This window comes from Paenibacillus tundrae (assembly GCF_036884255.1).
Lineage (GTDB): Bacteria > Bacillota > Bacilli > Paenibacillales > Paenibacillaceae > Paenibacillus.
This window is the reverse complement of sequence record NZ_CP145605.1, coordinates 3,698,585-3,724,196: the sequence shown is the minus strand read 5'-3', so window position 1 is coordinate 3,724,196 and position 25,612 is coordinate 3,698,585. Positions and strand designations below refer to the sequence as shown.

The window sequence follows — 25,612 nt, the reverse complement described above, 5'->3', positions numbered from 1 at the left end:
TATGCCCATCAAACGTTCGCCGGATCATTAGCCAGCGTTTTGATGGGTTTACTTATGAACGGGCAGACGCATGTAGGATTGCACAATCGGTTATACCAATGGAAGTCAGGTATGGCATTATCCAATTTAATTCAGTTGTCTGAACAAGGAGGAAATAAAGGTGAAAGTAACTTATCATGGGCATTCTGTTGTTAGAATCGAAACGAATGGAAAAAGCATTTGGATTGATCCGTTTATTACAGGTAACACAAATACGGATCTAGATGCGTCGAGTATAAAAGCAGATGTAATTCTGTTAACGCATGGACATGGGGATCATGTGGGGGATACTGTAGATATCGCCAAGCGGAATAATGCCTTGGTTATTGCCTCCGCTGAACTGGCTGATTTACTAAGCTGGGAAGGTCTAAATACACATGCGATGAGCATCGGCGGATCTTATACATTTGACTTTGGAAAAGTAAAGATAACACAGGCTTTTCATAGTTCAAGTTATGTAGATCCAGAGACAAGAACAATCATCTACACAGGCATGCCTACCGGAATACTGTTCACTGCTGAGGGCAAAACCGTGTTTCATGCAGGAGATACGGGACTGTTTTATGATATGAAGGTAATTGGAGAACGCAATGATATTGATCTAGCTTTTCTACCGATCGGGGATAATCATACGATGGGTGCAGAAGATGCTTCAGTAGCGGCAGAATGGCTTCAAGCTAAACAGGTTGTGCCAATTCACTTCAATACATTTCCTTTTATTCAGCAGGATCCACATGCCTTTGTCTCACTCTTGCCAAATGGGGTAGGCAAGGTGCTCGAACCTGGAGAAGGGATTGAACTGTAGATAATGTCATACGAAGTCGCTTAAGAGCGGCTTTTTTCGTATGTTTATACAATTTCTTCATTATATAATTCAAAATCCGATTTTTTTTGTAATCGATATCAACCGCATATTATCACCGTTTATTCGACATATAACGCTATTTTTATACAATTTATGACATTGACAGAATGACACATCGTTTGATAGTATCAACTAAATTTTATAATTCATACAAGAATACTCGGTTATAGAAAGGCGGTTCATTTCATCATGCATCAGTCCCTATCGGCAGCTTCCATTTTTGCAAAACCATATCCCGTTTATGCAAGTCTGGAACAAGCTTTCAGACAACAACCCTCGGCAAGTGTATCCCGAATTCAAGAGATTCATGAGGAGCAAACAATCGTTTTGTTTCTGATCAAGGGGATCCAAGAGGGGCCGACGGTATGGGTACAGGCTGCGCTGCATGGAGACGAGCATGATGGCATTATCGCTTGCGCTAAACTTATGAATGATATTGTGCCGGAGCATTTGTCTGGGAATCTGATATTGTGTCCTGTCACGAATCCAACCGCGATGCTTGCGGGAACGAATGGCAGTCCACTGGATGGCATAAACCTGAACCGGGTTTTTGGTCAAAATGCAACAGATGCTTCATACTCCGGTCGTTATGGTCGCTGGCTGGCTAACAATATCATCGCATATGCCGATTTTCTGATTGATCTGCATGGAGGCGGTCGCTGGTTGGATGTCTGTCCGTTTGCGATGGTAGCAAGCGACCATGATGCTGCATTCGAGCGTAGTATGGCGGTACTAAATAAAATTCCGCTTACAGCCACGTATGTCTGCCAGTCGGGTACCAAAGGGATGTTGATTAATGAAGTGTGTCAACAGGGGATTCCGGCCGTCTTACTGGAGAGTGGAGGAGGCAATTACTGGACTTCCAGAGCCGTGGATACGCATCTACAAGCCGTTCAGGTGATCCTTGATCAACTTGGCGTATATCCATCCGTACAATTTTCTCAGGCGGAAGAAACACCTGGCATGAACCGAAAACCTGCACAGATCTCTGACATCGTTGAAATGAGATTTGAAACGAGCGGTTTGTTAACGTTTAGTAGGCAAGTTGGAGAGAACGCTCGGCTAGGGGAAGAGCTAATGCGCGTACTGTCATATCCGGGACTTGAAGAGCAGTCCATAATCTGTCCCATTGAACATGGTGTCATTTTATCCATTCATGCAGCATCGACAGTTCATCAGAACGGTTACGCGGTCATGTTGGGCAAATTAGCATAATTTAATTAACGGGGGTTGTACATCATGAAAAAGAGTAAGTTTCTTCTAATCCTGACACTGTTGGCCGTATTCGCCGCAGGCTGCTCTACAACGAGTAAATCAGGAGCGGGTGAAGAAGCAACAGGTGAAGGGCAAGATCAAAAACTAGAAATCACGATTGCCCGCGCATTTGACGTAAACGGATTGGATCCGGGCTTTCTGACCGAAAATGCACAGGTCGTGGACAATATCTTCGATACCTTGGTTAAACGGGACGCAGAAGAAAAACTTGTACCTGGTCTAGCGACAAGCTGGAGTCAAATCGATGATACAACATGGCAATTCAAACTGCGTGAGGGAGTAACCTTCACCAATGGCGAGGCGTTCAATGCCGATGCAGTGAAGTACTCCCTTGATCGTGTGCTTGATCCAGCGAACAATGCACCGACAGCTAGTTATGTATCTACGATCCAAGAAGTCAACGTTGTTGATGAGTACACGGTTAACGTTGTAACGAAGAAACCTGACCCACTTGTACCAACACGGTTTAATCGTTATCCAACTGAAATTGTACCTCCCAAATATGCTGAAGAAGTAGGACAAGAGCAATTTGCTCAAAAACCGATCGGCACAGGCCCATACCAGTTCGTAAGCTGGGATAAAGGCAGCAATGTAGTATTAGAAGCTAACCCGAATTACTGGGGCGGCGAACCTGATGTGAAGAAGGTTACTTTCCGTTCTATTCCTGAAGCTTCGACACGTGTAAGCGCGCTGTTGAACGGTGAGGTAGATCTGATTACAGCGGTATCTCCAGAAGATCGTGAGAAAATCGAATCATCGTCTACTGCACGTCTCTCCACAGTTGAACGTGCGGGCAATACAGTATATGTCGGCTTCAAAACCGATGTAAAACCATTTGATGATCCAAAAGTAAGACAAGCCCTGAACTATGCTATCGATGTTAAATCTATTGTAGATAAAGTGCTTCAAGGCGCTGCGGTTCAAACGAATAGCTTGATTGGTCCAAAAGACTTCGGATATGCTGGCGAACCAGAAGGGTATAGCTATGATCCGGAAAAAGCGAAGCAATTGTTAGCAGAAGCAGGTTACCCGAACGGATTCTCCGCAACACTGGATACAGTAAGTTGGTACATCAAAAACACGGATGTTGCGCAAGTCATTGCAGAGCAACTCAAAGCCGTTGGCGTAAATATCAAAGTTAATAACGTAGAAAGTTCGGTATATCGCACACTCGTACCTGCGGGCAAACAATCGGATATGTATGTACTTGGTTGGAGCAGTACGAACACGCTTGATGCAGATGCAGCGATCTATGCCATTCTTCGTTCAGGAGAGTCTTACTCCACTTATGCGAATAAGGACGTAGATGCTAAGCTGGATGAGGCCAGATCAGTTACAGATGAGGCTAAACGCAAACAGCTTTATCAAGAGATCCAAGATGAAGTGTTGAAAGATGCACCACGTATTTTCCTGTATCAGGAGAACCAGTACTATGGGGTATCTGATGGATTGAAATGGGACGGCCGTGTGGATGGCTCCATTCCGGTATCGACGATTTCAGCAGGTAACGAGTAAATCGGCAGGCGTCTTTAGTGACTTGGCCAAGCCCGGATGGGAGTGTTAACCATTGAAGCATTACGTGCTTAAACGTTTGGGACAATCGGTACTTGCAGTCCTCGGTGCGGCAACGCTTGTATTTTTCATTATTCGCTTGTCAGGTGATCCGGCGCGCCTAATGCTTCCACCTGAAGCGAGCGAAGAACAGGTGACCGCGCTTCGAGAGAGCTTAGGGTTCAATCAACCTCTCTGGATGCAGTACATCGATTATCTAAAAAACCTATTTACTGGCGATTTGGGAAACTCGCTGTATTACAAAGAATCCGCGCTGAAGCTGGTGCTTGAACGAATGCCAGCGACCATAGATCTGGCCATGTTTGCAATCGTTATTGCGGTCACTGTTGGTTTGCTGGCAGGGATCGTGTCGGCGTATAAAAAGAATAGCTGGATCGACTATGTGGTCAACGGTTGGATTTTCTTAACTCAATCACTGCCAGTATTCTGGATTGGTATCGTGTTAATCATGATTTTTGCAGTCAATCTCCACTGGTTGCCAACGTCAGGCAATCGCGGATTGGAGTCGATTATACTACCAGCACTGACTTTAGCAGCGTACCCGATTGCTCCGATTGCTCGTACGATGCGAGCCTCTCTTATTGAAGTCATGGACAAGGGGTATATGATTACAAGTCAAGCTCAAGGATTCTCCAAACCTAGCCGGATTTTGAAACGCGGGCTCAAAAACGCGTTTCTGCCGGTTATTACCGTCATTAGCCTGGAATTCGGAGTCATGATCGCTGGCGCAGTGGTGACTGAAACGATTTTCTCATGGCCAGGTGTGGGGCAGTTGATCATACAAGGTGTTAGCAACCGCGATTTCCCGTTGGTGCAGGCAAGTATTCTTGTGATCAGCATCATCTATATCGCCATTACACTTGTGACGGATCTGATCTACCATCGCCTTGATCCAAGAATCAAAGTGCACTAAACGAAGAGAGGGATAATCATGAAAAAACGATCTTTGCTTCGTGCCAATGCCAAGGGCATTGCCAGCATAGGTTCGTTGACCGTCATCTTCGTGCTGACGGTCTTTGCCCCGCTATTCGCGCCATTCGATCCGTATAGGCAGTCATTGCAGGATATCCTTATCCCACCAGGGAGCACGTATAGTGGAGACGGCGCAATGAGCTTGCTTGGCACTGATCAATTGGGCAGGGATGTGCTCAGCAGATTGTTATATGGGGGCAGACTCTCGCTCTGGATCAGCATTGTCGCCGTTGTCATTTCCGGTGTGCTGGGCAGTATTATTGGAATCGTAGCCGGGTACTTCGGTGGTAAAACGGATGCGGTATTAATGCGTCTAGCTGATATCCAGATGTCCATCCCAAGCATGCTGCTCGCCATCGTTATGGTTGCTGTGCTTGGGTCAGGTCTCACGAATATTGTTATTGTGCTGGCAGTTACAGGTTGGGTGACCTTTGCACGTGTTGTTCGTAGTCAGGTACTCTCGTTGAAAGAGTTGGAGTACGTCGAAGCAGCCAAAGCCATGGGTGTGCCGAGCATCAGTATCATGGCGAAGCATATTTTACCAAACACCCTGTATACGATCGCTACACAAGCTGCCTTACAGATGTCACACATGATCTTGCTCGCGGCAGCATTAAGCTTCCTTGGGCTCGGTATTGATGTGTCTACACCATCTTGGGGCGGAATGGTGAATGACGGTAAGAGTTATATCAGTTCGGCATGGTGGTTGTCTACGATACCGGGTCTGGCTATTGCTCTGGTCATTATGACAATTAATTTGTTCGGCGATTGGCTTAGAGACCGAGCGGAGTTCCGATGAACATGAAGAGATTCGAAGGAAAGCGATTCGAAGAAGCTAAGCAACACATGATGTCAAAGCAGGAAGGAGGATGGAGCGAATGTACTTCGTATCACGAGAAAGCATCAAGCAAAGTGGGATAGCCGACCCTTTAGTTGCACAACGTCTGATTGAACGAACCTTTAGTCAAAAGGCACAGGGGACAGCAGTAGGTGCACAGGAGGTAGCGATGGCTGCTGGAGCTAGAGAAGAGGGAGCTTTCTATTCCTTGCCTGCGTATCTTGCTGAGGAAGGCGTAGCTGGACTGAAATGGACTTCCCATGTGCCACACTCCGATCCTTCGATACCGTATACACATCCGGTCGTTGTGCTCAACGAATTAGCAACAGGCAGACCACTTGCACTGTTGGAAGGAGAGTTGATCAGCGGGCTCCGTACAGGTGCAGTATCTGCGACTGCAATCAAAGCGTTAGCAGGATCTAAGGCATCATCATTGTTCCTCTGCGGATCTGGATTTCAGGCGAGTCACCAGCTTCGCAGTATTGTGCCATTCATGCCTGAACTGAAGGAAGTTCATGTGTGGAGTCGTACGATGCAGCATGCAGAGAAGTTGCTTGAAAATCACACAGATATCCTTGGAAAACGGGGTATTCGGAGCCGTGTCCATGCTTCTCTTCCGGAACGACTTGATTGTGCTGAGATTGTAGTCGGGGCGACATCCGCTTCCACTCCGTACCTACATGCAGACCATTTTGTTCAAGGTCATCTGTATCTTCATATTGGCATGCGTGATGTTGATGCAGAAGCCATTGAATCATTTGACCATATTGTATGTGATGATTATGAAGCCGGCGTTCCATCTAGCAGTCAGTCGTTATTCGGTCTTGCACGCAAGACACCGGAAATTGGCGGTAAGGTAACCCTGTTAGAAACACTTCTGGCTGAGCCTGATCCTGCAATTCAGCGGCACTCTGATCGTAAAATAATGTTTAATGCGTTCGGTCTGTCCATATTTGATCTTGTGCTTGCCCATGAAGCCTTACAGCGGCTTCTGAAGCAACCGGAATCAAATGTGGGGCAATTCGACCTTAGCAAGGAGAGAAGCTAATGAAAGACACATCACTCCTGCGCATCAATGAATTGGGCATTCGTTTCACCAAGCGTGACCAACATACGGACGTGCTTCATCATATTTCCTTGGATATCCGTGAGGGTGAAATATTGTGCCTAGTTGGTGAGTCGGGAAGCGGAAAGAGCGTTGCCGCCAAATCAATTATGCAATTGTTACCACGACCTGCTGCACAATATACCCATGGACAGATCTGGTTCGACGGTCAGGATTTGCTGACCTTAAATGAGAAACAGATGCAACGTATTCGTGGCAAACGGATTGCCATGGTCTTCCAAGATGCACTGAGTGCGTTAAACCCGGTCTACACGATTGGAACCCAAATGGTGGATGTCATTCGTTTGCACGCGCCAAAAAGAATCAGCAAAAAAGCCGCGCTTGAAGAAGCAAAATCCTGGTTAACCCAGGTAGAGATCCGCAATGTGGATGACGTTGTGAAGCAGTATCCGTTTCAGTTGTCTGGTGGAATGAGGCAGCGTGTCATGATTGCAATGGCCTTGTCTTCTCGACCTGAATTGCTGCTTGCAGATGAGCCGACAACAGCATTGGATGTGACGGTTCAAGCTCAGATTTTGCGGTTAATCCTGAAGCTGAAAGAGCAATATGGCATGACGGTGCTGTTCATTACGCATGATCTTGGTGTGGTTCACGAGATTGCTGACCGTGTTATCGTAATGAGACATGGCAATCTGGTTGAAGAAGGTACGAAGGAAGCGATATTCGGGCGACCGGAACATCCATACACCAAGCAGCTGCTAAACAGCATGCCCCGTATTTATTTTGAGGGGGTGGACATATGAGCAAACATCTGTTGGAGGCTGAGGGACTTCATAAGGTATATCGGACGAGGAACGGCACCGATTTTGCCGCGGTACAAGATGTTTCGTTTTATCTAGGGCAAGGGGAGACATTAGGCATTGTTGGTGAATCCGGCAGTGGCAAAACGACGGTTGCAAAAATGGTCGCTGGCATGATTCCACTTACATCAGGCTCGATCGCCCTGGGTGACAAAGCCTTAAGTGGCACGAAGCGTATTCGCTCTGACAAGCGCAGCATCCAATATGTTTTCCAAGATCCGGTCTCTTCCCTGAATCCAAGATGGAAAATCAGAGATATCGTGGCTGAACCACTGAAGCTGTACTTTCAGATGAATGCGAAAGCAATCGATAAACGGGTGGACGAATTGTTGGATGATGTTGGTTTACCCCGAGAGTTCAAATCGCGATATCCCGGAGAACTGTCTGGTGGACAATGTCAGCGTGTGGGCATCGCCAGAGCACTTGCAGCAGAACCTGCCGTTATCGTCTGTGACGAACCAACCTCTGCACTCGATATGACCATTCAGGCACAGATTTTGGAATTGCTGAAGAAGCTTCAACAGCAGAAGGGTGTATCCTATCTATTTATCGCGCATGGCCTTGAGGTAATCTACAGCATTTCGCACCGCGTGATGGTCATGAAAGCCGGTGAAGTTGTCGAGGCGGGGGAGACCAAGCAAATTTTCCATGATCCGCAGCATGAGTATACCCGGTCATTGATTGAGGCGATTCCGAGAATTAATATTCCGCAATTTCAATAAGCTCTCACAACGATAAATGGTCACATCCAGATGGTATATTAACTTTACTTAAGAGGAGGAATTTTACATGAGCAGTGTGGTACCCGCATTACAATATGAAGACATGTCTCAAGAAGCTAAGAACTTTGTGGATGAGCGAATCAAAAATGGCAATCGAGTAACGAATATGGTTAAAACATTGTTGTATTCCATGCCGTCTTTTGATGCGATGGAATTCTATCCGGTGCGTAATGAGCTACAAAAAATTATAGGCAGTCGCGCTATTTATTTTTACTGTTACGCGATCTCGACGGAGAATGAGTGTCTGGTCTGCTCCACCTATCATGCGAAGCTTCTCCGCGATCTGAATATCAGCTTCAATGAGTTTGAATTCACTGAGATTGAAAAAGTATTGATTGATTATGGTCGTGGATTGGTTAACAATCCAAACACCATTGATGAGTCTATCTACGATAAATTAAGAAGCGAATTCTCCTCAGAAGAGATTGTGCTAATCACCACGGTCGGATGCAAGATGATTGCATCGAACATCTTCAATGAAGCGATGAAGGTTGATTTGGACGAATATCTATTCGAAGTCGAATTTGACAAAAATATATTGCCTACTAAGTCTTAATGGTTATCCATTGAGATGTAGGATTGGAAGAAAACATGATCGCTCTATGGCGGTCATGTTTTTTTGTTGATTTTAACACCAAGTTGTTGTCCGAATAGCCCCCGTGTGATCAAGTAATGGAAAAGCTTGTCCAAACCTTGTACTTTTGTTGAATTCCAGCGATTTGTCTAATTATCATGTTGTCTAACAAGGTTCTAATTTATATAATGTTTATTGATAGTTCATTTTGGTAATTAGATGTAATGAAACTAACAGAGGGAAGTGATTTCAATACAATTTAATCGCGTATCAAGCAATAAACTGTATATTCAAATTTATGATCAGATTCTCTCTGAAATACAATCAGGTACGTTCGAGATTGGGGACAAGTTGCCAACAGAACGAGAACTATGCGCACAATTCGGTGTAAGCCGTGCTCCAATTAGACAGGCACTGAGCGCTCTGGAAATGAAAGGATACATTTATTCCAGACAGGGCGAAGGCGTTTATGTCAAAAGCACGATCGCTCAGGATGAGGCTGTAACGGACGAGTCTTTCATCAACTCCGTATCCCCGGAGGATATTGTTGAAGCACGAATGAATATAGAACCACTTATCGCCAGTATGGCAGCACAACGAGCTACGGCAGACGAGATTCAGCTGCTCCGAGAAACCATCAAACAGATGGAATCAGAGACAGCAGGTGGACATTATGTACCGGAGACGGATGAACGCTTGCATATGGAGATTGCTAGAGCTTCACATAATGATCTGTTCATTCAGTTCATGACGGTCATTACTCAAGCGATGAAACAACAGGAAATGTGGAGATTTATCCGCGATCGCACGGTAACCCGCCCTGACTACCGTGATACTAACTTTAGCGAGCATAAGGAAATCATTGATGCTATTGAAAATAAGCAGGCAGATACGGCTTCCAAACTCATGAAACAGCACATGCAGAATCTCTTTAATCGTTATTGGAAAGACTAATCATAATCCCTATGCATCGCATCTAGCATAGGGATTATTTGTTGTTTGCAAATACATAAAAAATTGAAAAAATAAGTTATTGACAATTAAAAAGTTAATTGTTATATTCAAAACAGAAAAACTTAGGATACAAGTTAACAAGATTACAAATCAACAGGAGGTGCATATCATCGCAAGTATTTGGAAACGCTTCATTTCAGTGAGTTATGTCGATAATGTAGGACATTATTTTTTGAAACTGAAATTGTAAGCGTTTAATATAACCACGGAATGAATTATGTCACGGGAGGATTTCATATGGATCTGCAGCAATTGGAGAAGTCGACTGTTCGCAAAGTAACATTACGTTTGATCCCATTCTTGTTTTTGTGTTTTGCCATTTCAATTCTGGATCGCGTAAATATCGGATTTGCGGCATTACGAATGAATGAAGACCTCGGATTCTCCGAGGCTGTGTATGGATTTGGTGCAGGCATCTTCTTTCTAGGTTACTTCCTGCTTGAGGTACCCGGCAGTGCGATGATGTCTAAGATTGGTGCAAGACGATGGATTAGCCGCATTATGGTTTCCTGGGGGATTATCGCCGTCATTATGGCATTTATTCAAACGCCCATCCAATTCTATATCGTTCGTTTCTTACTGGGTGTGGCTGAAGCGAGTTTTTACCCTTGCATGGTGCATTATTTAAGTGGATTCTACCAATCCAAGCATCACGCCAAAGCGATTGCTGGATTTATGATTGCGATTCCAGCAGCCAACGCTATCGGTTCACCGTTATCAACGTTCCTGCTACAAATTGAATGGTTCGGTTTGTCGGGTTGGCAATGGCTCTTTATTTTGGAAGCGATTCCAGCAGTAATTCTCGGTATCATCTGTTACTTCTACTTAACGGATCGTATTGAAGATGCCAAGTGGTTAACAGGCGCAGAGAAGACTTGGCTGTTGGATGTAACGCGTAAAGAGGCACTGGAGAAACAAAAAGTTAAAAAACCTACTTTCCTTGAGGTATTGCGAGATAAGGATGTGCTTATTTTGGCACTAGGATACTTCTTCTGGATGTTTGGTTATTACGGAATTAACATGTTCCTGCCAACCATTTCTAGAGGTTTAACTGAATCGACAGGTTGGTCCTTACAGAGTATTGGCTGGTTGCTTGGATTCATGTATCTGTGTGCGATGATTGTTATGTATCTTGTCGGCAAAAGTTCGGATAAACATAACGAACGTAAATTCCATGTAGCCGGTTGCTTGACGGTTAGTGCGATTGCCATGATGGCAAGTGTATATGTTGCAGATTTCAGTTTGATGGGAGCGTTCGCACTTCTAACGATTAGTTTGTGTGGAGCATTCGGAGCTTACTCTCCATTCTGGGCGATTCCGCCATCATTCCTGACAGGAGCAGCCGCAGGTGGTGCGATTGCATTGATTAATAGTATTGGTAATCTCGGTGGGTTCTTCGGACCATACTTTGTAGGATTTATCAATGATATGACAGGTAGCCATAATCTTGGGTTGACAGTCCTTGGAATCAGCATGATAATAAGTGCGACTATCATCGTGTTCCTTGTCAAACAATCCGGTAAAAGTTATAAAGTAAGTCCGGGTAGACCATTAGATCATACTAATTCAACTAACACAGGGTAACCGCACGTGAAACGAGTATTAGAATCTGAGCAAAGTGCTCGTTTTTTTACAACAACTTAGGATACAAGTTAACAAGTGAACAAGATAACCAAATAACAAAAGAAAAAATTAACTATCAAAATTCTTATGAGGTGAGCATAATGACCAAGCCCAGCATTGAAGAACTCAAGCAAAAAGCAATCGATTTGAGACAAACAGCGATCACGATGATCTATGAAGCACAGTCTGGTCATCCAGGTGGTTCACTATCTGCAGCTGATATCATTACAGCCTTGTATTTCAAAGAAATGAACATAGACCCAGCTAATCCGAAATGGGAAGACCGCGATCGCTTCGTATTATCCAAAGGACATGTATGCCCGATTCAATATGCTGCATTGCTTCACCGGGGATTTGTTCCAATGGAGAAGGTGCACACGCTAAGACAGTACGGTTCTCCATTTCAGGGACATCCTGATATGAAAAAATGTCCGGGAATCGACATCTCAACAGGCTCACTCGGTCAAGGGCTCTCTTGTGCCGTAGGCATGGCGATTGCAGGTAAAAGGGACGACAAGTCATACCGAGTATTCGCTATGCTGGGAGATGGTGAATGCCAGGAAGGTCAGATCTGGGAAGCTGCTCAAACGGCAAACAAATATCAGCTCGATAATCTAATTGTGTTTGTGGATGATAACAACCTGCAAATTGACGGTACCTGTGATGAGATCATGCCAAACTTGGATTTGGAGCTGAAATTTAAAGCTTTTGGCTTCGATACCCGAAGAATAGACGGTCATGACATGCAACAGATCGTAGATACATTGGATGAAATCCGTAATATTCAACACGGGAAGCCAATCTGCATCGTATGCAATACCGTTAAGGGCAGAGGGGTTTCATTTATGGAGGATGTATGTAACTGGCACGGGGTTGCTCCGAAGGAAGCGGAATATCTGCAGGCTTTGGAAGAAATTGCGGGAGGTCTGAAATGATGAGCACATATAACGTAACGGAGAAAAAAATTGCGACGCGCGAAGGTTTTGGACACGAAATTGTAGAGCTTGGCAAAAAGAATAAAAACATCTATGTCGTTGATATTGATATCGGTAAATCATGTAAAACAACTGAGTTTGCGAATCAGCTTCCGAACCAGCATATCAACGTGGGTATTGCCGAACAGAACGCCGCAGGACTTGCCGCAGGACTAGCAACAACGGGGAAAATACCTTTTATTAGCACATATGCTGTTTTTGGTTCGCTACGCATGCTTGAACAGATTCGCCAAGAAGTCTGCTATCCTCACTTGAATGTGAAAATTGCTTGTTCCCATGGTGGACTTACCCCAGCTAATGACGGCGGAAGCCATCAAGCCATCGAGGATATGGGTGTACTGCGCACAGTTCCCAATATGACGGTTATTATGGCTGCTGACTACCATTCCACGCGCAAGCTGGTTGCTAAGGCTGCTGAACATTATGGTCCAGTATATCTTCGGTTCACTCGTGATACAGTTCCGGTCATATATGGAGAAGATGAAGAGTTCGAGATCGGTAAAGCCAAAAAGTTGAAGGACGGCAAAGATATTGCCATTATCGCCAATGGGGACACTTTACACCTTGCCTTGAAAGCATCGGAATTGTTGGAGAACGAGGGTGTATCCGTTAAATTACTAGATTTCCATACGATTAAACCTCTAGACCGTGAGGCTGTTGTGGATTGCTTAAGTACAGGCCGGATCATCACTGTAGAGGATCATAACATTTTGAATGGTCTTGGCAGTGCAGTGAGTGAAGTTGTAGCCGAGGAAGGCGGAGCTGTCGTCCGCAGAATTGGTGTTCAGGACAAATTCGGAGAATCTGCTCCCTACGAAAAATTGCTAGAAATGAACGGAATCACGATAGATAACATCGTAGCGACTGCACATTCCCTATTAAAATAACTGCTTAATCCATAAGCATTGAGAAAGAATTTTGCTTAACGATCGCAATCAACCCATCTGAAGGAGTGTATAACATGTTTGAATTAAATAACAGAGTAGCCATTGTCACAGGAAGTGGATCTAAACGAGGAATTGGACGAACGATTGCACTAACACTAGCCAAGCAGGGGGCAAAGCTGGTTATTGCTGATATCAACCAAGAAGGAATTCAAGAGACCGTTGATGCTATTCGTGCAGAAGGCGGGGAAGCCATCGGAGTTGAGCTTAACGTTACCACCCTTGAATCGAATCAGGCCATGGTGGAGAAGGTACTGCAAGCGTATGGAAGAATTGATATCTTGGTGAATAATGCAGGCATATCCCAGAAGGCAACCGTAGCAGAAATGACATTAGAGGACGTCACCCGTGTATTTAATGTTAACATGTTCGGACTCTTTCTCTGTACTCAAGCCGTGCTTGAACCGATGAAGAAACAAAATTATGGTCGGATCATTAGCCTATCCTCTGTATCTGCTAAACGGGGCGGCGGCGTCTTTGGTGGAGCGCACTATTCTGCATCCAAGGCAGCTGTACTAGGTTTCTCCAAAAACCTCGCACGAGAAGTTGCGACAGATGGTATTACGGTTAACTGTATCGCACCAGGGCTTGTGAATACGGATATCTGGAAATCTCTAGACCAGCCAACTGCGGATGGCGTCATTGCAGGCATTCCAATGGGACGTCCGGGTGAAACCGAAGAGATTGCTTCGGCTATTGCTTTCTTAGCTTCAAGTGAGGCCTCCTACATTACTGGGGAGGAAATTGATATCAACGGCGGGTCTCATATGGATTAATTGCCAACAACTATAGAGTGTAAGAAGCCGCTACAAGATAGCGGCTCTTTCCTTTATTTTGCCGCAAATGGTATGATAGGATGCAATAAAGGGGTGAAACTATGGAATTAGAAGAAGTGTTTACGGTTCATGTGAAGATCTTAGAAACGTTCGAACTACGCAATAGCGAGGATGATTCTGTCGTTATGATTACGTTCACAGGAGATGTAACGGGAAAATATTTTGAAGGCATCGTGCTTAATGGTGGCGTGGATACACAGGTCATTGGGAAGGGCGGAGATCGACATAGTCTGTCGGCCAGATATATGCTCCAAGGTGAGGATTTTACCGGACAAAGCTGTGAAATTTATATCGAGAATAACGGGAATATCAATAAAAAGTTGAAATCTTCATTGTTTCGCACTTCGCCTACAATCATTACGAATAGTACAGCATTATCCTTTCTGAATAGCGATATTCTCGTTGGTGAGGGAAAAGCCACAGACACTGGCTTGGATATTATCATCTACAGAGTGTCTACCTCGTAAGAAAACTTGTAGTTGAGGAATCATTTAAAAATCGGTGGAATATCGCTGTAATTGCTTCATGTCCAAAATCTGAATCGTTTTGTTCTGTCTCAGGATAATCTTCTCTTCTACTAGATCACTGAGCAATCTTCTAATATGGCGGTCGGAGATGCCCATCATACTGGACATGTCCTTCATAACAAAAGGAATTGTTGAAGATTCGAATTTCTCTGAGGTTTGTACAATGGTTTTGCACAGTTTATTTTTGCCTGGATACAGCAATGATCTTGCATTTTTCACTGAAGACTTCATCAACTTCTCCGTGAGAACCGAACACATACGCATGAGAAACGAGACTGATGTTGTTAGATGAGAGTGTACCACTTCTAGTGGAATGAGTAATATGGTTGTTGGTACAACAGCCACAGCCGTGTGAAGGTAATTGCAATGATTGAAAAATTCCATATCACCTAATACTCCGTTTTGCTCTACATAATCAACAACAGCTACATTCCCCTGCTCGGAATAATTATGAATTGCCACTCTGCCTTCAATAATAATATAGAAAAATGCTAACGCATCACCCGAGACGACAACCGTCTCGTTTTTTGCGTATGTTCTCACTTGCAAATTAGCTATAGCTTCATCTGTAATGATCTGGTGTAGATTTGCTTTCTTAACGGCGGCCGAGATATCCGGGTTAACCTTAGTGGGCATACAGTTAAGTCTCCTTTTGCACAACGATTTAGAAAAAGAGCCCCCAAAAAGCGGACTTTTGTCCTTATTGCTTGACCTTTTATCATATTATACTTACCTCGAATTACAACACAACATGTAATTAACTAGGGGGTTCGTTATGAATAGTATTATTGATGATCCAAGTTTGGCTAGTGCCGGGGCATCTCGGATGCATTGGTTTAGAGAGAGGATGCCAATTGTGGCAGAGCTTAATCATTGGTTCCAAGAGGAGCAGGTGCTCCAAGGTAAAACCATTGCGATCAGTATGCATATAGAGCCCAAAACGGGATTCTGGATTGAAGGACTTCTCGCTGGTGGAGCCGCACACATCTACTTGGTCGGTTGTCTAGGTACAACTAAGAAAGATACAGCAGCATATCTAGCCTCTTTACCCAATGTGACGGTTCTAGCCAAGGAAGCAGACCAATATGATGAACACAAACGCTATCTTAAGATGGTGATGGCTAACCAGATTGATCTCTTCTTGGATAATGGTGCAAGTCTGATTCTTGCTCATCATGAATTACAGCCGGGATGGAACCCGATTGGTGCCAATGAAGAGACGCGTACAGGCAAGCTATTAATTGAGAAAAAAGGTGTCCAACCTGAATATCCTGTCATCGTGATTGATGATTCGCCCTTGAAGCAAATTTTCGAAAATGCACTAGGGGTTGGACAATCTGTTGTCGATGGCTTCATGCGAACTACGAGTCTTCTCGTTGGCGGCAAAAAAGTTCTCGTTGTTGGATATGGTTATTGTGGAAGCGGTGTAGCGAAGAAGTTCCGTGGTTTGGGGGCTACGACACTCGTGTATGACGTTAATCCGATTCAATTGTTGAATGCCAAAACAGACGGACATCTGGTTGGCGAATTGCACGACTTGATCCCTGAAGCCGATGTAATTGTTACGGTAACGGGAACCTTCAATGTGATTACCGAGCAGCATATTCCATTGTTCAAAGAAAAAGCTATTCTTGCTAACTCAGGGCATTATGGGTTTGAAATCAATGTGGGCGAATTGAAGAAGGCTTCGAAGTCTGTTGAGGTCGTCAAAGAAGGGATTGAACGAATAACGTATGCTGAGAAAAGCATCTATCTATTGCATCAGGCTAACCCGCTTAACTTAGCAGGAGCTGATGGTAACCCTATTGAGATTATGGATATGGGCTTTGGGTTAATCTCGCATGCAGCATATCGTATCCTGACGAATGTTGAATCCCTTCAACCTGGATTACAACCCGTTCCCGAAGATATCAATCATAAGATCAGTAAGAGGTTTGTGGATCTACTTCAATAGAGGTGCTGTGATAAACATTCGCTCTAAACAAGCTGATAATGGATTAAAACTATTTATTTAACCCGTCCTAATCATTTAATATGGATATAGTCCTTACCAAAGGTTGTTCCAAAGCTCGCTTTATACGATGAAGGCTGGCAACTGACAGGACGCTTGAGCTCAACGGGATTATGTACCTACTATTAGATATTAGAAGGAGTGTTACATTGTGACAGCACAACATGTACCTTATACGGGTTATCTTCTAGTTCATTTTATTGGGGAAAGTGCGGATGGTGAACAGGTCTACTTCTCGTACAGTGAGGATGGGTTGCATTGGCAAGATTTAAATCAAGGTTTACCGGTTTTGCGATCAGCGATCGGGGAAAGAGGAGTTCGAGATCCATTTGTAATTCGTTCTCCTAAGGATAACCGCTTTTATCTGATAGCTACCGATCTCCGGATTGCAAGCGGTAAAGGCTGGGATGCAGCAGTAAATGAAGGAAGCAAAGATATTATTGTATGGGAATCTGAGGATTTAGTGCATTGGTCATCGCCTCGCGCAGTTACCGTTGGTGTATCCGACGCGGGCTGTGTATGGGCACCAGAAGCCATCTATGACGAGTCGACAGATGAATTTCTAGTATTCTGGGCGTCGGCAACGAGAGGAGGATCTTCTGACTCTTCTGAAACAGAACGTAAACAGAAAATGTATAGTTCACGAACCAAGGACTTCCGTAGCTTTACGCCGACGGAGTTATATATTGAGCGAGAGAACCACATTATCGATACAACCATTATCGCGCACAATGGGAGCTACTACCGTTATACGAAAGATGAAACGACGAAGAATATCCGGGTAGAAAAGGGATCTTCCTTGGATAAGGATGCGTTCGTTCCGCTATCTGCTCCTATTTTGGAAGCGATTCCTGGCGTAGAAGGGCCTCAGATTTATAAGATGAATGACCGCAATGAATGGTGTTTGATCGTGGATCAATTTGCTAAGGGTGACGGTTATCTTCCTTTATTAACCTCAGATCTCGATAGTGGAGAATTCCGGGTGGTGGATAAGGATGCGTATGACTTAGGTAAGACCCATAAGCGACATGGCGGAGTAATCCCGATTACTGCCGATGAAGTTACTCGTTTGTTAGGAGCGTTTGGATCATAATATTGTAGAGACAAATCACATTGGACTAGTCCATTTCATGCAAATTGGATCTTCACACCCTACCAATATTCTAATATGTTCGTTGTATATTAAAATAAATTGTGGGGTGCATCGATGGACATTTTGTACAAAATAAATGCCGATCTTAAGCCAGAGGATGTTCAGAACGTATTTAGAAGCTCAGGAATTAAACGTCCTGTAGATGATCGGGATCGAATTCAACGAATGATTGAGAACGCAACGCTTACGGTTTCTGCTTGGCATGATGATAAGTTGATTGGACTTGCAAGAGCGATTACGGATTTCGCGTATTGTTGTTATCTATCAGATCTAGCGGTGAGTAAGGATTATCAGAGAAATGGCATTGGAAGACAGCTTATCGAACGTGTACGCAGCCATCTAGGTGAAGAGGTAGCATTATTGCTGCTCTCTGCACCAACGGCGATGGAATATTATCCACGACTTGGCTTTGAGAAAACAGAGAAGGCGTTTTTAATACCAAGAACCATTTGATGAGTTCAAAGTCGCTAATTTAGCGGCTTTTTTTCTTGTGATTTCCACAAAATGAACGATTACATAGCCTTATTAGTCTTATTACTGATAACCAAAAAGGGGGTGCAGAATGACGGATCGGGAAATTTTCGAGCTGTATCGAGAAGACGTATATTATTTTTGCTATTATGTGATGAAAAATCAGACAGACGCGGAGGATCTATGCCAAGAAGTATTTGTCAAAGTGATCATGGCTGACAGAACGAAGGTAAGGAACATGAAGTCTTGTTCCCAAAGGTATGGTATCTACAGGTTAATTTTACTGATCGTTCCCATTGTGTTACATTATGTGGGGGAGGGAAGTAGAATGGCTAGAAGTAAAGAATTCGAAGTTAACGAAGTATTAGATAAAGCGATGGATATCTTCTGGAAGCAAGGATACGAGAAGACTTCCATGAGTGACTTAGTTGAACATATGGGAATTCATCGTAGAAGTATTTACGATACATTTGAAGATAAGCATTCACTCTTTCTACGGGCTATGGATCGCTACGCTGATAAGGTCAATGCATCATTGCTCGCGGAAGTCAAAGCGTCCAAGACTGCAGTGGAAGCATTGCATCGCATTTTTGATTATATGATCGCGGAAACAGAAGCCATGCCTACAGGTTGTTTAATCGTGAATGCGGCAGTAGAGCTGGCATCACATGATAATGAAGTGGATAACAGATCTCTTGAGTCCTTTAACTCGGTAGAGCAGATGTTTCAACGGATTATTGAATGGGGACAGCAAGAGGGAGAATTTTCTTCTGAGTTAGACCCTAAAGAAACAGCAGAGTATCTTCACAACATCTCCGTTGGCATAAGAGCTATGGCAAGAACCTCAACGGACAAAGAGAAATTAAACCGCATAGTCAATGTGTCAATTAATCTTTTTCTAGATTGATGCATTGATTAGTGGTGCATGTCCATAACGTATTAACGAAATCGCGATGTAAATGAAGAGGTGTGAAAATAATACTTTACTGATCGTTCTACAATTGATATACTACATTCAAGTTAGATCACGTCTAACTGTTTTTTTTATCATAATTAGAATGATCGTTCTCAATTAAAAAACATAACAATAAGGGAGTAATGCCAGATGGATATGACTAAACAAGTTGCTGTAGTAAGTGGTGCTAATCGGGGGTTAGGCAAGGAATTGGCACTTGAACTTCTTGCTAGAGGAGCCAAAGTGTACGCTGGAGCAAGAAATCCTGAATCCATTCATTTACCGGGAGCAATTCCACTGCAACTTGATATCACCGATCCAGAATCCGTGAAGGCTGCGGCCGAAATCGCAGTGGATGCAACGTTGCTTGTTAACAATGCTGGTTCTTCTACAGGTGCTTCTTTACTTACAGCTGAGCTTCACGATATTCATTTGGAATTTAACACGCATGTATTCGGAACGCTATCGATGATTCGCGCTTTTGCACCGGTAATTGAAAACAATGGGGGAGGTTCAATCCTAAATATTCTGTCTGCCTTGTCTTGGATCAATACGGGTAATTCAGGTGCATATTCAACTGCAAAGTCTGCGCAATGGGGATTAACGAACGCGTTACGATTAGAGTTAGCTGCCAAAAACGTAAGGGTTGCAGGATTACACGTCGCGTACATGGACACGGATATGACAGCAGGTATTGAAGCGCCGAAATCCAATCCATCAGATATCGCCAAGACTGCAATTGACGGAATACAATCTGGACTTTATGAGATTATCGCTGATGAGGTAAGTCGAGGTGTTCAGCAAGGCTTGGCGGGCGGCGTTTCGGCTTTATATCCGCAATTGCTTCAACAATAACAGAGCAGTTGAATTCAATTTTGTTTTTTGCTCGAACGGACGTAGATGCAGAAATGAAGAAACTCGTTGGTATTTCCGCGAGACATTGAAGATTATTATTCACTAAGTCGCTAATTTAGCGGCTTTTTTGGTCTATAATTAAGTAACCAGATAATAACCAACATATGATAGAATATCTGAAACGTAACAAACCATAGAGTATATGGAGAGAGATAGGAGCCGTGGGATATGAAAATTGATCATTTAGTCGTCAATGTTGACAAGTCGTTCCAAGAAAGTAAGCAATATATTACTTCTGTTCACTCTATCGGCCTACCCTATATGCCTAAATGGGGCAAAGGGACAAAAGGTTTTAAAGTATCCAATCTGTGGATGGGCAAAGAGTATTTTGAATTAGTACATATTAAAAAAGCAGACGGGGGAGGATGGGTGAAGGAATGGACTAATAAGTATAATGAAGGACACAGAGGTTTAGTTGGTTTTGCTCTAGAAGTTGAGAATATAGATGAAGTGTATCAGAAATTAACTGATCGGCAGATCAACGTAACTTTTCCAGAGCCTTTGAGGTTTCGGTGGTTTTTCAATCTATTGAATAAAACGATGCCGTGGCGCAACTCCTATTTACCTACATTTAAAGGAGTTCCTTTTCAATTCTTCCTTCAGCAATTAAACGATGAAAAATCCAAGAGTTTTATGGAACAGTATATGGTTCCTAATAGCAGTGAGAACGGTATTGAGGGCATTCTTGAAGTAACGGTCTACGGAAGACTAGAAGATGAGGATCGGAAAATTATTTATGCTCTCTTCGACGATTATGAGGAGCAGAAAGGTGCGCTAAACATCGCTTTAGGAAATCAGACTATTCGTTTTATTGAGTCAAGTGAACATAGAGTAGAGGTCAAACTTCGTTGTAACAATGAGTCATATGCTGGGAAGAAAATAAATATTCATAATATTCAAATTACGAATACATAACTTAGGTATGATCCAACCCACATAATCCATAGTAATCTCATCTAGAGAACAAGCCGTTTAACAAGGCTTGTTTTTTTCTTTGTATACCGATGTTGGAGCCCTCTCACACTTCACAATAATGTTCGAATAGGATTAAGCAATGTTGCGAGAAGAATAGGTTAACGTTTCATTTTCGAAGCACTGTACAATAAATTACATCTGAGATAATAAGCAAATTCTAAATGATTGTTGAGTAATCCACAGATCAAGAAGAAATGATTATTGTAACTCGGTTACTTAAGTTTATAATTATAGACTATAGTTGATTAAACAATTAACGTTCATTTTATAGAGCGGACTGGAACAGGAGGATTACTGAATATGAGTCGAATCGACGTGAGTCAAGAAACGGTTAAAAAGTTGTTTGGTGAGGGAACTCCCTCCACCTATGCTACTGATCCTGACTTTCAGGACATACTTAGCCGCTTCATTTTTGGTGAAGTTTTTGATGAAGGTCAGCTTGATGTCAAGTTACGTGAGCTTATTACGCTGGTTGTACTTACAACGAATCAAACCTTACCCCAACTCAGGTCACATGCTCATGCTGCGCTCAATGTAGGACTTACTCCTGTAGAGATCAGAGAAGCTATATACCAATGTGCACCGTACCTGGGGTTCCCCAAAACTTTAAATGCGATATCGGAAACGAATACTGTTTTCCAAGAGAGAAATATTGAACTTCCTCTCGAAAGTCAAAAACGTGTTCTGGAAGAAGAGCGTCTGGACAAAGGATTGTGTGTGCAAAAAGAAATTTTTGGTGATGTTATTGAGAAAAATCGGGAAAAGGCCCCAGTTAATCAGAAGCATATACAGGATTATCTTTCTGCATTTTGTTTTGGTGACTTCTATACCCGTGGAGGCCTTGATCTGAAAACTAGAGAACTACTTACACTTTGTATATTAAGCGCACTAGGTGGTGCTGACAGCCAAGTCAAAGCCCATGTTCAAGGTAATTTGAATGTTGGTAATGATAAAGAAACGATGATCACCGCGATTACTCATTGTTTGCCTTACATGGGTTTCCCTAGAACACTCAATGCGTTGAACTGTGTTAACGAAATCATTCCAGAGAAATAATAATAAATGAAAGCAGGGATTTACGATGAAAAATGAACACTTAAGCCACGGAGCCATCTTTCCCCTTGGCCAAAAAGTAGAGAAGAATTTTGTCGGTGACGCATTTTTGCAAATGGTGTTTACAGACCCCAATCCGCTTAATACAGCTATAGGAAATGTAACATTTGCTCCAGGAGCCCGTAACAACTGGCACTCACATCACGACGGACAAGTGTTGATTGTAACGGATGGAGAGGGCTGGTATCAGGAAGAAGGTAAGGAAGCTCAATTACTCAAAGCTGGCGATGTTATTAACATTCCAGCTAACGTTAAACATTGGCATGGTGCTACAAGTGATAGCTGGTTTGTGCACTTGGCACTTACACCAGGGCAGACCGATTGGTTAGAACCAGTAACTGATGAGGTATATAAAAATTTGAAATAGATGAAGTCATTATAGTCACATGATTGAAGCATATTGAAATATCGTAACGTATTTCGCCCACAATATTGTCCATGACATTCAGAGGATATTCAATGGTCATCGATCGGTAACTCTTATATCATGAACTAAACAACATGGTAGGGAGAGGATCAGAGTGAGCGCGAGAATAATAGTTCCATTAAAAGATTCTTGGTTGTTTCAGGCAGATCATAGGAATGAAGGGCTGTCTCTAAAATGGTATGAACAAGGCCTTTCCTCAGGCGAGAGCGTAAATATTCCCCATACATGGAATGTGCACGAGGGCTTAGACGAGTTTCGTGGCACAGGTTGGTATAGCTATGACTTGTTCGTACCTACAGATTGGGAGGGTAAACTGCTTCGACTCCAGTTTGACGCGGTATATCGTGATGCAGTGGTATGGGTAAATGGAAAACGAGCAGGAGAGCACACACATTCAGGATACACTTCGTTTATCGTCAATATCTCGGACTACATTCATTGTAATGCAGACAATCGTATTGTCGTCTCTGTCAACAATGAGAATAGTCAGACTGCACTTCCATTAGGAAATAGCTTCGATTGGGCAGACGATGGCGGTATTATTCGAGGGGTATCACTGATCGTTAGTGGCCATGTGGCGATTGACTATTCCAAGCTCCAAGCAATTCCTTTCTTTGAAGTTGATCTGCCTGGAACGACTGCTACATATGGTTTGTTATCTGGTGCAATTCGGTTGTGGGAGCTCAGTTCTGAGGCAGATATCAAGTCTTTGCAATTGAAAGTGACCCTCTCTAATGAAGAAGGTCTCGTAAATTCACAGAAATGGGAGATCGCTGAGACGAATGGATTCCTACACTTTAGCGATATTAAGGTAGACCGCCTGAAGCTGTGGCATTTTGACCATCCTCATTTATATTCGGTTCATCTTGCTATATACGCGGATGGCGTTCTCACGGATGAGATATCAACTGCAGTAGGTTTTAGAGAGATTCGCACCGATGGCAGTACATTATTGCTTAACCGCGAGCCTGTGAGACTCTTCGGTGTTGAGTGGATGCCAGGATCGAATCCGGAGCATGGCATGGCCGAGACAGCTGAACAGCTTGCTGAGATGCTTCAACATATTAAACATGCCAACTGTGTCATTACCCGTTTTCACTGGCAACAAGATAGCAAGCTGTTGGACTGGTGTGATCGGCATGGCTTACTCGTGCAAGAGGAGATTCCTCACTGGCAGACACCAAGTGAACCGGGAGACGAATGGCTGAACATATCGATGCAGCATGCCGAAGAGATGATTCATCGTCATTACAATCACCCTTGCATTTACGCATGGGGACTTGGCAATGAGCTGAACGGTCAATCTGAAATGACGAATCTGTACTTTGATAAACTTAAATCTCAGGTAGAACAACTTGATGACACAAGATTTATCAACTATGTATCAAATACAGTACATGACAATCCCGCTCAGGATACAACAGGTGCAGGTGATTTGATTATGTGGAATGATTATATCGGTACATGGCATGGTGAGTTAGATCGGCCAGAAGTCATTCGAAGCATAACGAAAGGCATACCTCACAAACCTGTAGTTGTGGCTGAGTATGGACTCTGTGAACCTGCTTTTGAAGGTGGAGACGAGCGCCGTGCGCAGATTCTATTAGAGAATACGAGGGAGTATCGCAAGCATTCAGAGATCGCCGCGCTCATTTATTTCAGTCTGAACGATTATCGGACACAGATGGGTGAGGAAGGAGAGGGTAGGCTTCGGCAACGTGTACACGGATCGATGAGCCTTAATGGTATGCCTAAGCCCTCTTATGAAGTATTACGTCAATTAGCGTCACCGATCACCGTAAGTGTGAGTTCAGAGTTAGACAATATAGTCGTATCCGTGGAGGTACGTAATGATATTCCATGTCATCGCGTATCTGGATATACGTTGGAGTGGAATGATCCGCAGGATGAACGCATTGTCAATGTAATCCCTGAGTTAGCGCCAGGGCAAAAGCATGCATTTTACTTTACCGGAATTGTTCGAGAACGTTGGAATGAGATCGGCTTAGAAATTATTAGACCAACTGGATTTTCCGTAATCAGTGGCTCTTTAAACGACCTGAATAATAACTTTATTGGATAAGATAAGAATGGAATGAGGGAAAAGCCCCAGAGATAAACGTCAGTAGGCGATTTATTTCCGGGGCTTTTCATTTTGTAAGATACAATAGTAGTCAATCTTTGCAGATTATGAACAGGAACAGTGAATTGCTGCTCCTAGTTCGTTACAGGCTTCGTTCCAATAATACACCAACTTGCTTAGCCATCGTCTCAGGCGGATACGGCATCCCATTTATGATCCACCATTCAACGATCCCTACATAAGCTGTTCCGGTATATTGCAACATGACATCTTCATTGAGATCTTTATTTTTGCCGCTTTCTCTATCAATTTCTCCATTAAACCCTGCCATTACATACTCCAGTAGCCGGGCTCGAAAAGATGGAGCCCCTTTACTAGCTAACATGGTTGAAAAAAACAAATGATTCTTCTCAAAATATTCGAAAAATGGGACAAGGCCATTGTTCCAATCCAACTTGCATGCCCATTCATCCAATTCCCCCAATTCTTCCATGTGGGACTCAATCATTTTGTCTAATAGATCATATTTGTCTTTGTAGTGTAGATAAATCGTTCCGCGATTAAGGTCTGCCTGATCCGCAATGTCCTGAATAGTAATTTCATCAAAACTCTTTTGATTCATTAATTCAACGACAGCTCTTCGCAGTGCTTCTTGAGTTTTTGCAATTCTTCGATCTATTTTTGCCATCGGATTATTCACCAAGCTTTCTTTAATATATAAAAGGGT

Annotated in this window: 26 protein-coding genes and 1 pseudogene; 25 read left to right on the top strand and 2 right to left on the bottom strand. The window is 43.4% G+C overall.

What is annotated here, in order from left to right:
- Window positions 1–160 precede the first annotated feature (160 nt).
- From V6W81_RS16660 to V6W81_RS16590, 15 genes are all read left to right on the top strand, one after another.
- Window positions 161–844 (top strand): metal-dependent hydrolase, encoded by a 684-nt coding sequence (locus V6W81_RS16660; protein WP_338539806.1) that lies wholly within the window; start codon window positions 161–163, stop codon window positions 842–844.
- Window positions 845–1,093: 249 nt separating this feature from the next.
- A complete protein-coding gene (locus V6W81_RS16655) occupies window positions 1,094–2,119 on the top strand; it encodes a succinylglutamate desuccinylase/aspartoacylase domain-containing protein (RefSeq protein WP_338539805.1) in 1,026 nt (341 codons plus the stop codon).
- A 24-nt stretch (window positions 2,120–2,143) separates the two neighbouring features.
- Window positions 2,144–3,694 (top strand): ABC transporter substrate-binding protein, encoded by a 1,551-nt coding sequence (locus V6W81_RS16650; RefSeq protein ID WP_338539804.1) that lies wholly within the window; start codon window positions 2,144–2,146, stop codon window positions 3,692–3,694.
- Window positions 3,695–3,746: 52 nt separating this feature from the next.
- The gene (locus V6W81_RS16645; protein ID WP_338539803.1) at window positions 3,747–4,664 is read left to right on the top strand and encodes an ABC transporter permease; all 918 of its coding nucleotides are present in this window, start codon (window positions 3,747–3,749) and stop codon (window positions 4,662–4,664) included.
- An 18-nt stretch (window positions 4,665–4,682) separates the two neighbouring features.
- Complete coding sequence (locus V6W81_RS16640) at window positions 4,683–5,522, top strand: ABC transporter permease (RefSeq protein ID WP_056690421.1); 840 nt, start codon at window positions 4,683–4,685, stop codon at window positions 5,520–5,522.
- Window positions 5,523–5,601: 79 nt separating this feature from the next.
- On the top strand, window positions 5,602–6,609 hold the full coding sequence (locus tag V6W81_RS16635) for a hypothetical protein (protein WP_338539802.1): 1,008 nt from the start codon (window positions 5,602–5,604) through the stop codon (window positions 6,607–6,609).
- Window positions 6,609–7,430, top strand: coding sequence for an ABC transporter ATP-binding protein (locus V6W81_RS16630; RefSeq protein ID WP_338539801.1), 822 nt, complete (start codon window positions 6,609–6,611; stop codon window positions 7,428–7,430). The genes V6W81_RS16635 and V6W81_RS16630 overlap by 1 nt, the downstream gene beginning before the upstream one ends.
- The gene (locus V6W81_RS16625; RefSeq protein ID WP_338539800.1) at window positions 7,427–8,209 is read left to right on the top strand and encodes an ABC transporter ATP-binding protein; all 783 of its coding nucleotides are present in this window, start codon (window positions 7,427–7,429) and stop codon (window positions 8,207–8,209) included. Before V6W81_RS16630 ends, V6W81_RS16625 begins: the two co-directional genes overlap by 4 nt.
- A 67-nt stretch (window positions 8,210–8,276) precedes the next feature.
- On the top strand, window positions 8,277–8,825 hold the full coding sequence (locus V6W81_RS16620; protein ID WP_145048786.1) for a carboxymuconolactone decarboxylase family protein: 549 nt from the start codon (window positions 8,277–8,279) through the stop codon (window positions 8,823–8,825).
- Window positions 8,826–9,086: 261 nt separating this feature from the next.
- Window positions 9,087–9,797: a FadR/GntR family transcriptional regulator gene (locus V6W81_RS16615; RefSeq protein WP_056690437.1), complete on the top strand. Its 711-nt coding sequence runs from the start codon at window positions 9,087–9,089 to the stop codon at window positions 9,795–9,797.
- A gap of 297 nt (window positions 9,798–10,094) precedes the next feature.
- Window positions 10,095–11,441: an MFS transporter gene (locus V6W81_RS16610; RefSeq protein WP_338539799.1), complete on the top strand. Its 1,347-nt coding sequence runs from the start codon at window positions 10,095–10,097 to the stop codon at window positions 11,439–11,441.
- A gap of 140 nt (window positions 11,442–11,581) precedes the next feature.
- The gene (locus tag V6W81_RS16605; protein ID WP_338539798.1) at window positions 11,582–12,415 is read left to right on the top strand and encodes a transketolase; all 834 of its coding nucleotides are present in this window, start codon (window positions 11,582–11,584) and stop codon (window positions 12,413–12,415) included.
- A complete protein-coding gene (locus V6W81_RS16600) occupies window positions 12,412–13,362 on the top strand; it encodes a transketolase family protein (protein ID WP_338539797.1) in 951 nt (316 codons plus the stop codon). Before V6W81_RS16605 ends, V6W81_RS16600 begins: the two co-directional genes overlap by 4 nt.
- Before the next feature lie 74 nt (window positions 13,363–13,436).
- On the top strand, window positions 13,437–14,195 hold the full coding sequence (locus tag V6W81_RS16595; RefSeq protein ID WP_145048793.1) for an SDR family NAD(P)-dependent oxidoreductase: 759 nt from the start codon (window positions 13,437–13,439) through the stop codon (window positions 14,193–14,195).
- A gap of 101 nt (window positions 14,196–14,296) precedes the next feature.
- On the top strand, window positions 14,297–14,722 hold the full coding sequence (locus tag V6W81_RS16590; RefSeq protein WP_145048795.1) for a DUF3237 family protein: 426 nt from the start codon (window positions 14,297–14,299) through the stop codon (window positions 14,720–14,722).
- Window positions 14,723–14,746: 24 nt separating this feature from the next.
- On the opposite strand, the gene V6W81_RS16585 is transcribed toward V6W81_RS16590, so the two are convergent.
- Complete coding sequence (locus V6W81_RS16585; RefSeq protein WP_338539796.1) at window positions 14,747–15,418, bottom strand: Crp/Fnr family transcriptional regulator; 672 nt, start codon at window positions 15,416–15,418, stop codon at window positions 14,747–14,749.
- Between the two features lie 139 nt (window positions 15,419–15,557).
- Between V6W81_RS16585 and V6W81_RS16580 the strand changes: the two genes are divergently transcribed.
- The 10 genes and pseudogenes from V6W81_RS16580 (at window position 15,558) to V6W81_RS16540 (ending at window position 24,885) form a co-directional block, all read left to right on the top strand.
- A complete protein-coding gene (locus V6W81_RS16580) occupies window positions 15,558–16,736 on the top strand; it encodes an adenosylhomocysteinase (protein WP_338539795.1) in 1,179 nt (392 codons plus the stop codon).
- A 208-nt stretch (window positions 16,737–16,944) separates the two neighbouring features.
- Complete coding sequence (locus V6W81_RS16575) at window positions 16,945–17,886, top strand: glycoside hydrolase family 43 protein (protein WP_338539794.1); 942 nt, start codon at window positions 16,945–16,947, stop codon at window positions 17,884–17,886.
- Window positions 17,887–18,000: 114 nt separating this feature from the next.
- Window positions 18,001–18,399: a GNAT family N-acetyltransferase gene (locus tag V6W81_RS16570; RefSeq protein ID WP_338539793.1), complete on the top strand. Its 399-nt coding sequence runs from the start codon at window positions 18,001–18,003 to the stop codon at window positions 18,397–18,399.
- Between the two features lie 109 nt (window positions 18,400–18,508).
- Window positions 18,509–18,619: pseudogene (locus tag V6W81_RS29235) on the top strand (RNA polymerase sigma factor); the annotation flags it as partial.
- A gap of 126 nt (window positions 18,620–18,745) precedes the next feature.
- Window positions 18,746–19,324 carry a TetR/AcrR family transcriptional regulator gene (locus tag V6W81_RS16565; RefSeq protein ID WP_338539792.1) on the top strand — a complete coding sequence of 193 codons (579 nt, stop codon included), beginning with the start codon at window positions 18,746–18,748 and terminating at the stop codon, window positions 19,322–19,324.
- A gap of 198 nt (window positions 19,325–19,522) precedes the next feature.
- Window positions 19,523–20,227: an SDR family oxidoreductase gene (locus tag V6W81_RS16560; protein ID WP_338539791.1), complete on the top strand. Its 705-nt coding sequence runs from the start codon at window positions 19,523–19,525 to the stop codon at window positions 20,225–20,227.
- Window positions 20,228–20,455: 228 nt separating this feature from the next.
- Window positions 20,456–21,202: a VOC family protein gene (locus V6W81_RS16555; RefSeq protein ID WP_338539790.1), complete on the top strand. Its 747-nt coding sequence runs from the start codon at window positions 20,456–20,458 to the stop codon at window positions 21,200–21,202.
- 360 nt (window positions 21,203–21,562) lie between these two features.
- Window positions 21,563–22,318, top strand: a complete 756-nt coding sequence (locus V6W81_RS16550; RefSeq protein WP_338539789.1) for a carboxymuconolactone decarboxylase family protein — start codon at window positions 21,563–21,565, stop codon at window positions 22,316–22,318.
- Window positions 22,319–22,343: 25 nt separating this feature from the next.
- On the top strand, window positions 22,344–22,742 hold the full coding sequence (locus V6W81_RS16545) for a cupin domain-containing protein (protein WP_338539788.1): 399 nt from the start codon (window positions 22,344–22,346) through the stop codon (window positions 22,740–22,742).
- A gap of 154 nt (window positions 22,743–22,896) precedes the next feature.
- On the top strand, window positions 22,897–24,885 hold the full coding sequence (locus tag V6W81_RS16540) for a glycoside hydrolase family 2 protein (RefSeq protein ID WP_338539787.1): 1,989 nt from the start codon (window positions 22,897–22,899) through the stop codon (window positions 24,883–24,885).
- Between the two features lie 142 nt (window positions 24,886–25,027).
- Here V6W81_RS16540 and V6W81_RS16535 read toward each other — a convergent pair whose 3' ends face one another.
- Window positions 25,028–25,573, bottom strand: coding sequence for a TetR/AcrR family transcriptional regulator (locus V6W81_RS16535; RefSeq protein WP_145048815.1), 546 nt, complete (start codon window positions 25,571–25,573; stop codon window positions 25,028–25,030).
- Between the last annotated feature and the right edge of the window lie 39 nt (window positions 25,574–25,612).

Bases quoted from the DNA above. Each gene is read 5' to 3' on its own strand.
- V6W81_RS16655 (WP_338539805.1), top strand. From the start codon at position 1,094: ATGCATCAGTCCCTATCGGCAGCTTCCATTTTTGCAAAACCATATCCC.
- V6W81_RS16650 (WP_338539804.1), top strand. From the start codon at position 2,144: ATGAAAAAGAGTAAGTTTCTTCTAATCCTGACACTGTTGGCCGTATTC.
- V6W81_RS16640 (WP_056690421.1), top strand. From the start codon at position 4,683: ATGAAAAAACGATCTTTGCTTCGTGCCAATGCCAAGGGCATTGCCAGC.
- V6W81_RS16635 (WP_338539802.1), top strand. From the start codon at position 5,602: ATGTACTTCGTATCACGAGAAAGCATCAAGCAAAGTGGGATAGCCGAC.
- V6W81_RS16630 (WP_338539801.1), top strand. From the start codon at position 6,609: ATGAAAGACACATCACTCCTGCGCATCAATGAATTGGGCATTCGTTTC.
- V6W81_RS16625 (WP_338539800.1), top strand. From the start codon at position 7,427: ATGAGCAAACATCTGTTGGAGGCTGAGGGACTTCATAAGGTATATCGG.
- V6W81_RS16620 (WP_145048786.1), top strand. From the start codon at position 8,277: ATGAGCAGTGTGGTACCCGCATTACAATATGAAGACATGTCTCAAGAA.
- V6W81_RS16610 (WP_338539799.1), top strand. From the start codon at position 10,095: ATGGATCTGCAGCAATTGGAGAAGTCGACTGTTCGCAAAGTAACATTA.
- V6W81_RS16605 (WP_338539798.1), top strand. From the start codon at position 11,582: ATGACCAAGCCCAGCATTGAAGAACTCAAGCAAAAAGCAATCGATTTG.
- V6W81_RS16600 (WP_338539797.1), top strand. From the start codon at position 12,412: ATGATGAGCACATATAACGTAACGGAGAAAAAAATTGCGACGCGCGAA.
- V6W81_RS16595 (WP_145048793.1), top strand. From the start codon at position 13,437: ATGTTTGAATTAAATAACAGAGTAGCCATTGTCACAGGAAGTGGATCT.
- V6W81_RS16590 (WP_145048795.1), top strand. From the start codon at position 14,297: ATGGAATTAGAAGAAGTGTTTACGGTTCATGTGAAGATCTTAGAAACG.
- V6W81_RS16585 (WP_338539796.1), bottom strand. From the start codon at position 15,418: ATGCCCACTAAGGTTAACCCGGATATCTCGGCCGCCGTTAAGAAAGCA.
- V6W81_RS16580 (WP_338539795.1), top strand. From the start codon at position 15,558: ATGAATAGTATTATTGATGATCCAAGTTTGGCTAGTGCCGGGGCATCT.
- V6W81_RS16570 (WP_338539793.1), top strand. From the start codon at position 18,001: ATGGACATTTTGTACAAAATAAATGCCGATCTTAAGCCAGAGGATGTT.
- V6W81_RS16565 (WP_338539792.1), top strand. From the start codon at position 18,746: ATGGCTAGAAGTAAAGAATTCGAAGTTAACGAAGTATTAGATAAAGCG.
- V6W81_RS16560 (WP_338539791.1), top strand. From the start codon at position 19,523: ATGGATATGACTAAACAAGTTGCTGTAGTAAGTGGTGCTAATCGGGGG.
- V6W81_RS16555 (WP_338539790.1), top strand. From the start codon at position 20,456: ATGAAAATTGATCATTTAGTCGTCAATGTTGACAAGTCGTTCCAAGAA.
- V6W81_RS16550 (WP_338539789.1), top strand. From the start codon at position 21,563: ATGAGTCGAATCGACGTGAGTCAAGAAACGGTTAAAAAGTTGTTTGGT.
- V6W81_RS16545 (WP_338539788.1), top strand. From the start codon at position 22,344: ATGAAAAATGAACACTTAAGCCACGGAGCCATCTTTCCCCTTGGCCAA.
- V6W81_RS16535 (WP_145048815.1), bottom strand. From the start codon at position 25,573: ATGGCAAAAATAGATCGAAGAATTGCAAAAACTCAAGAAGCACTGCGA.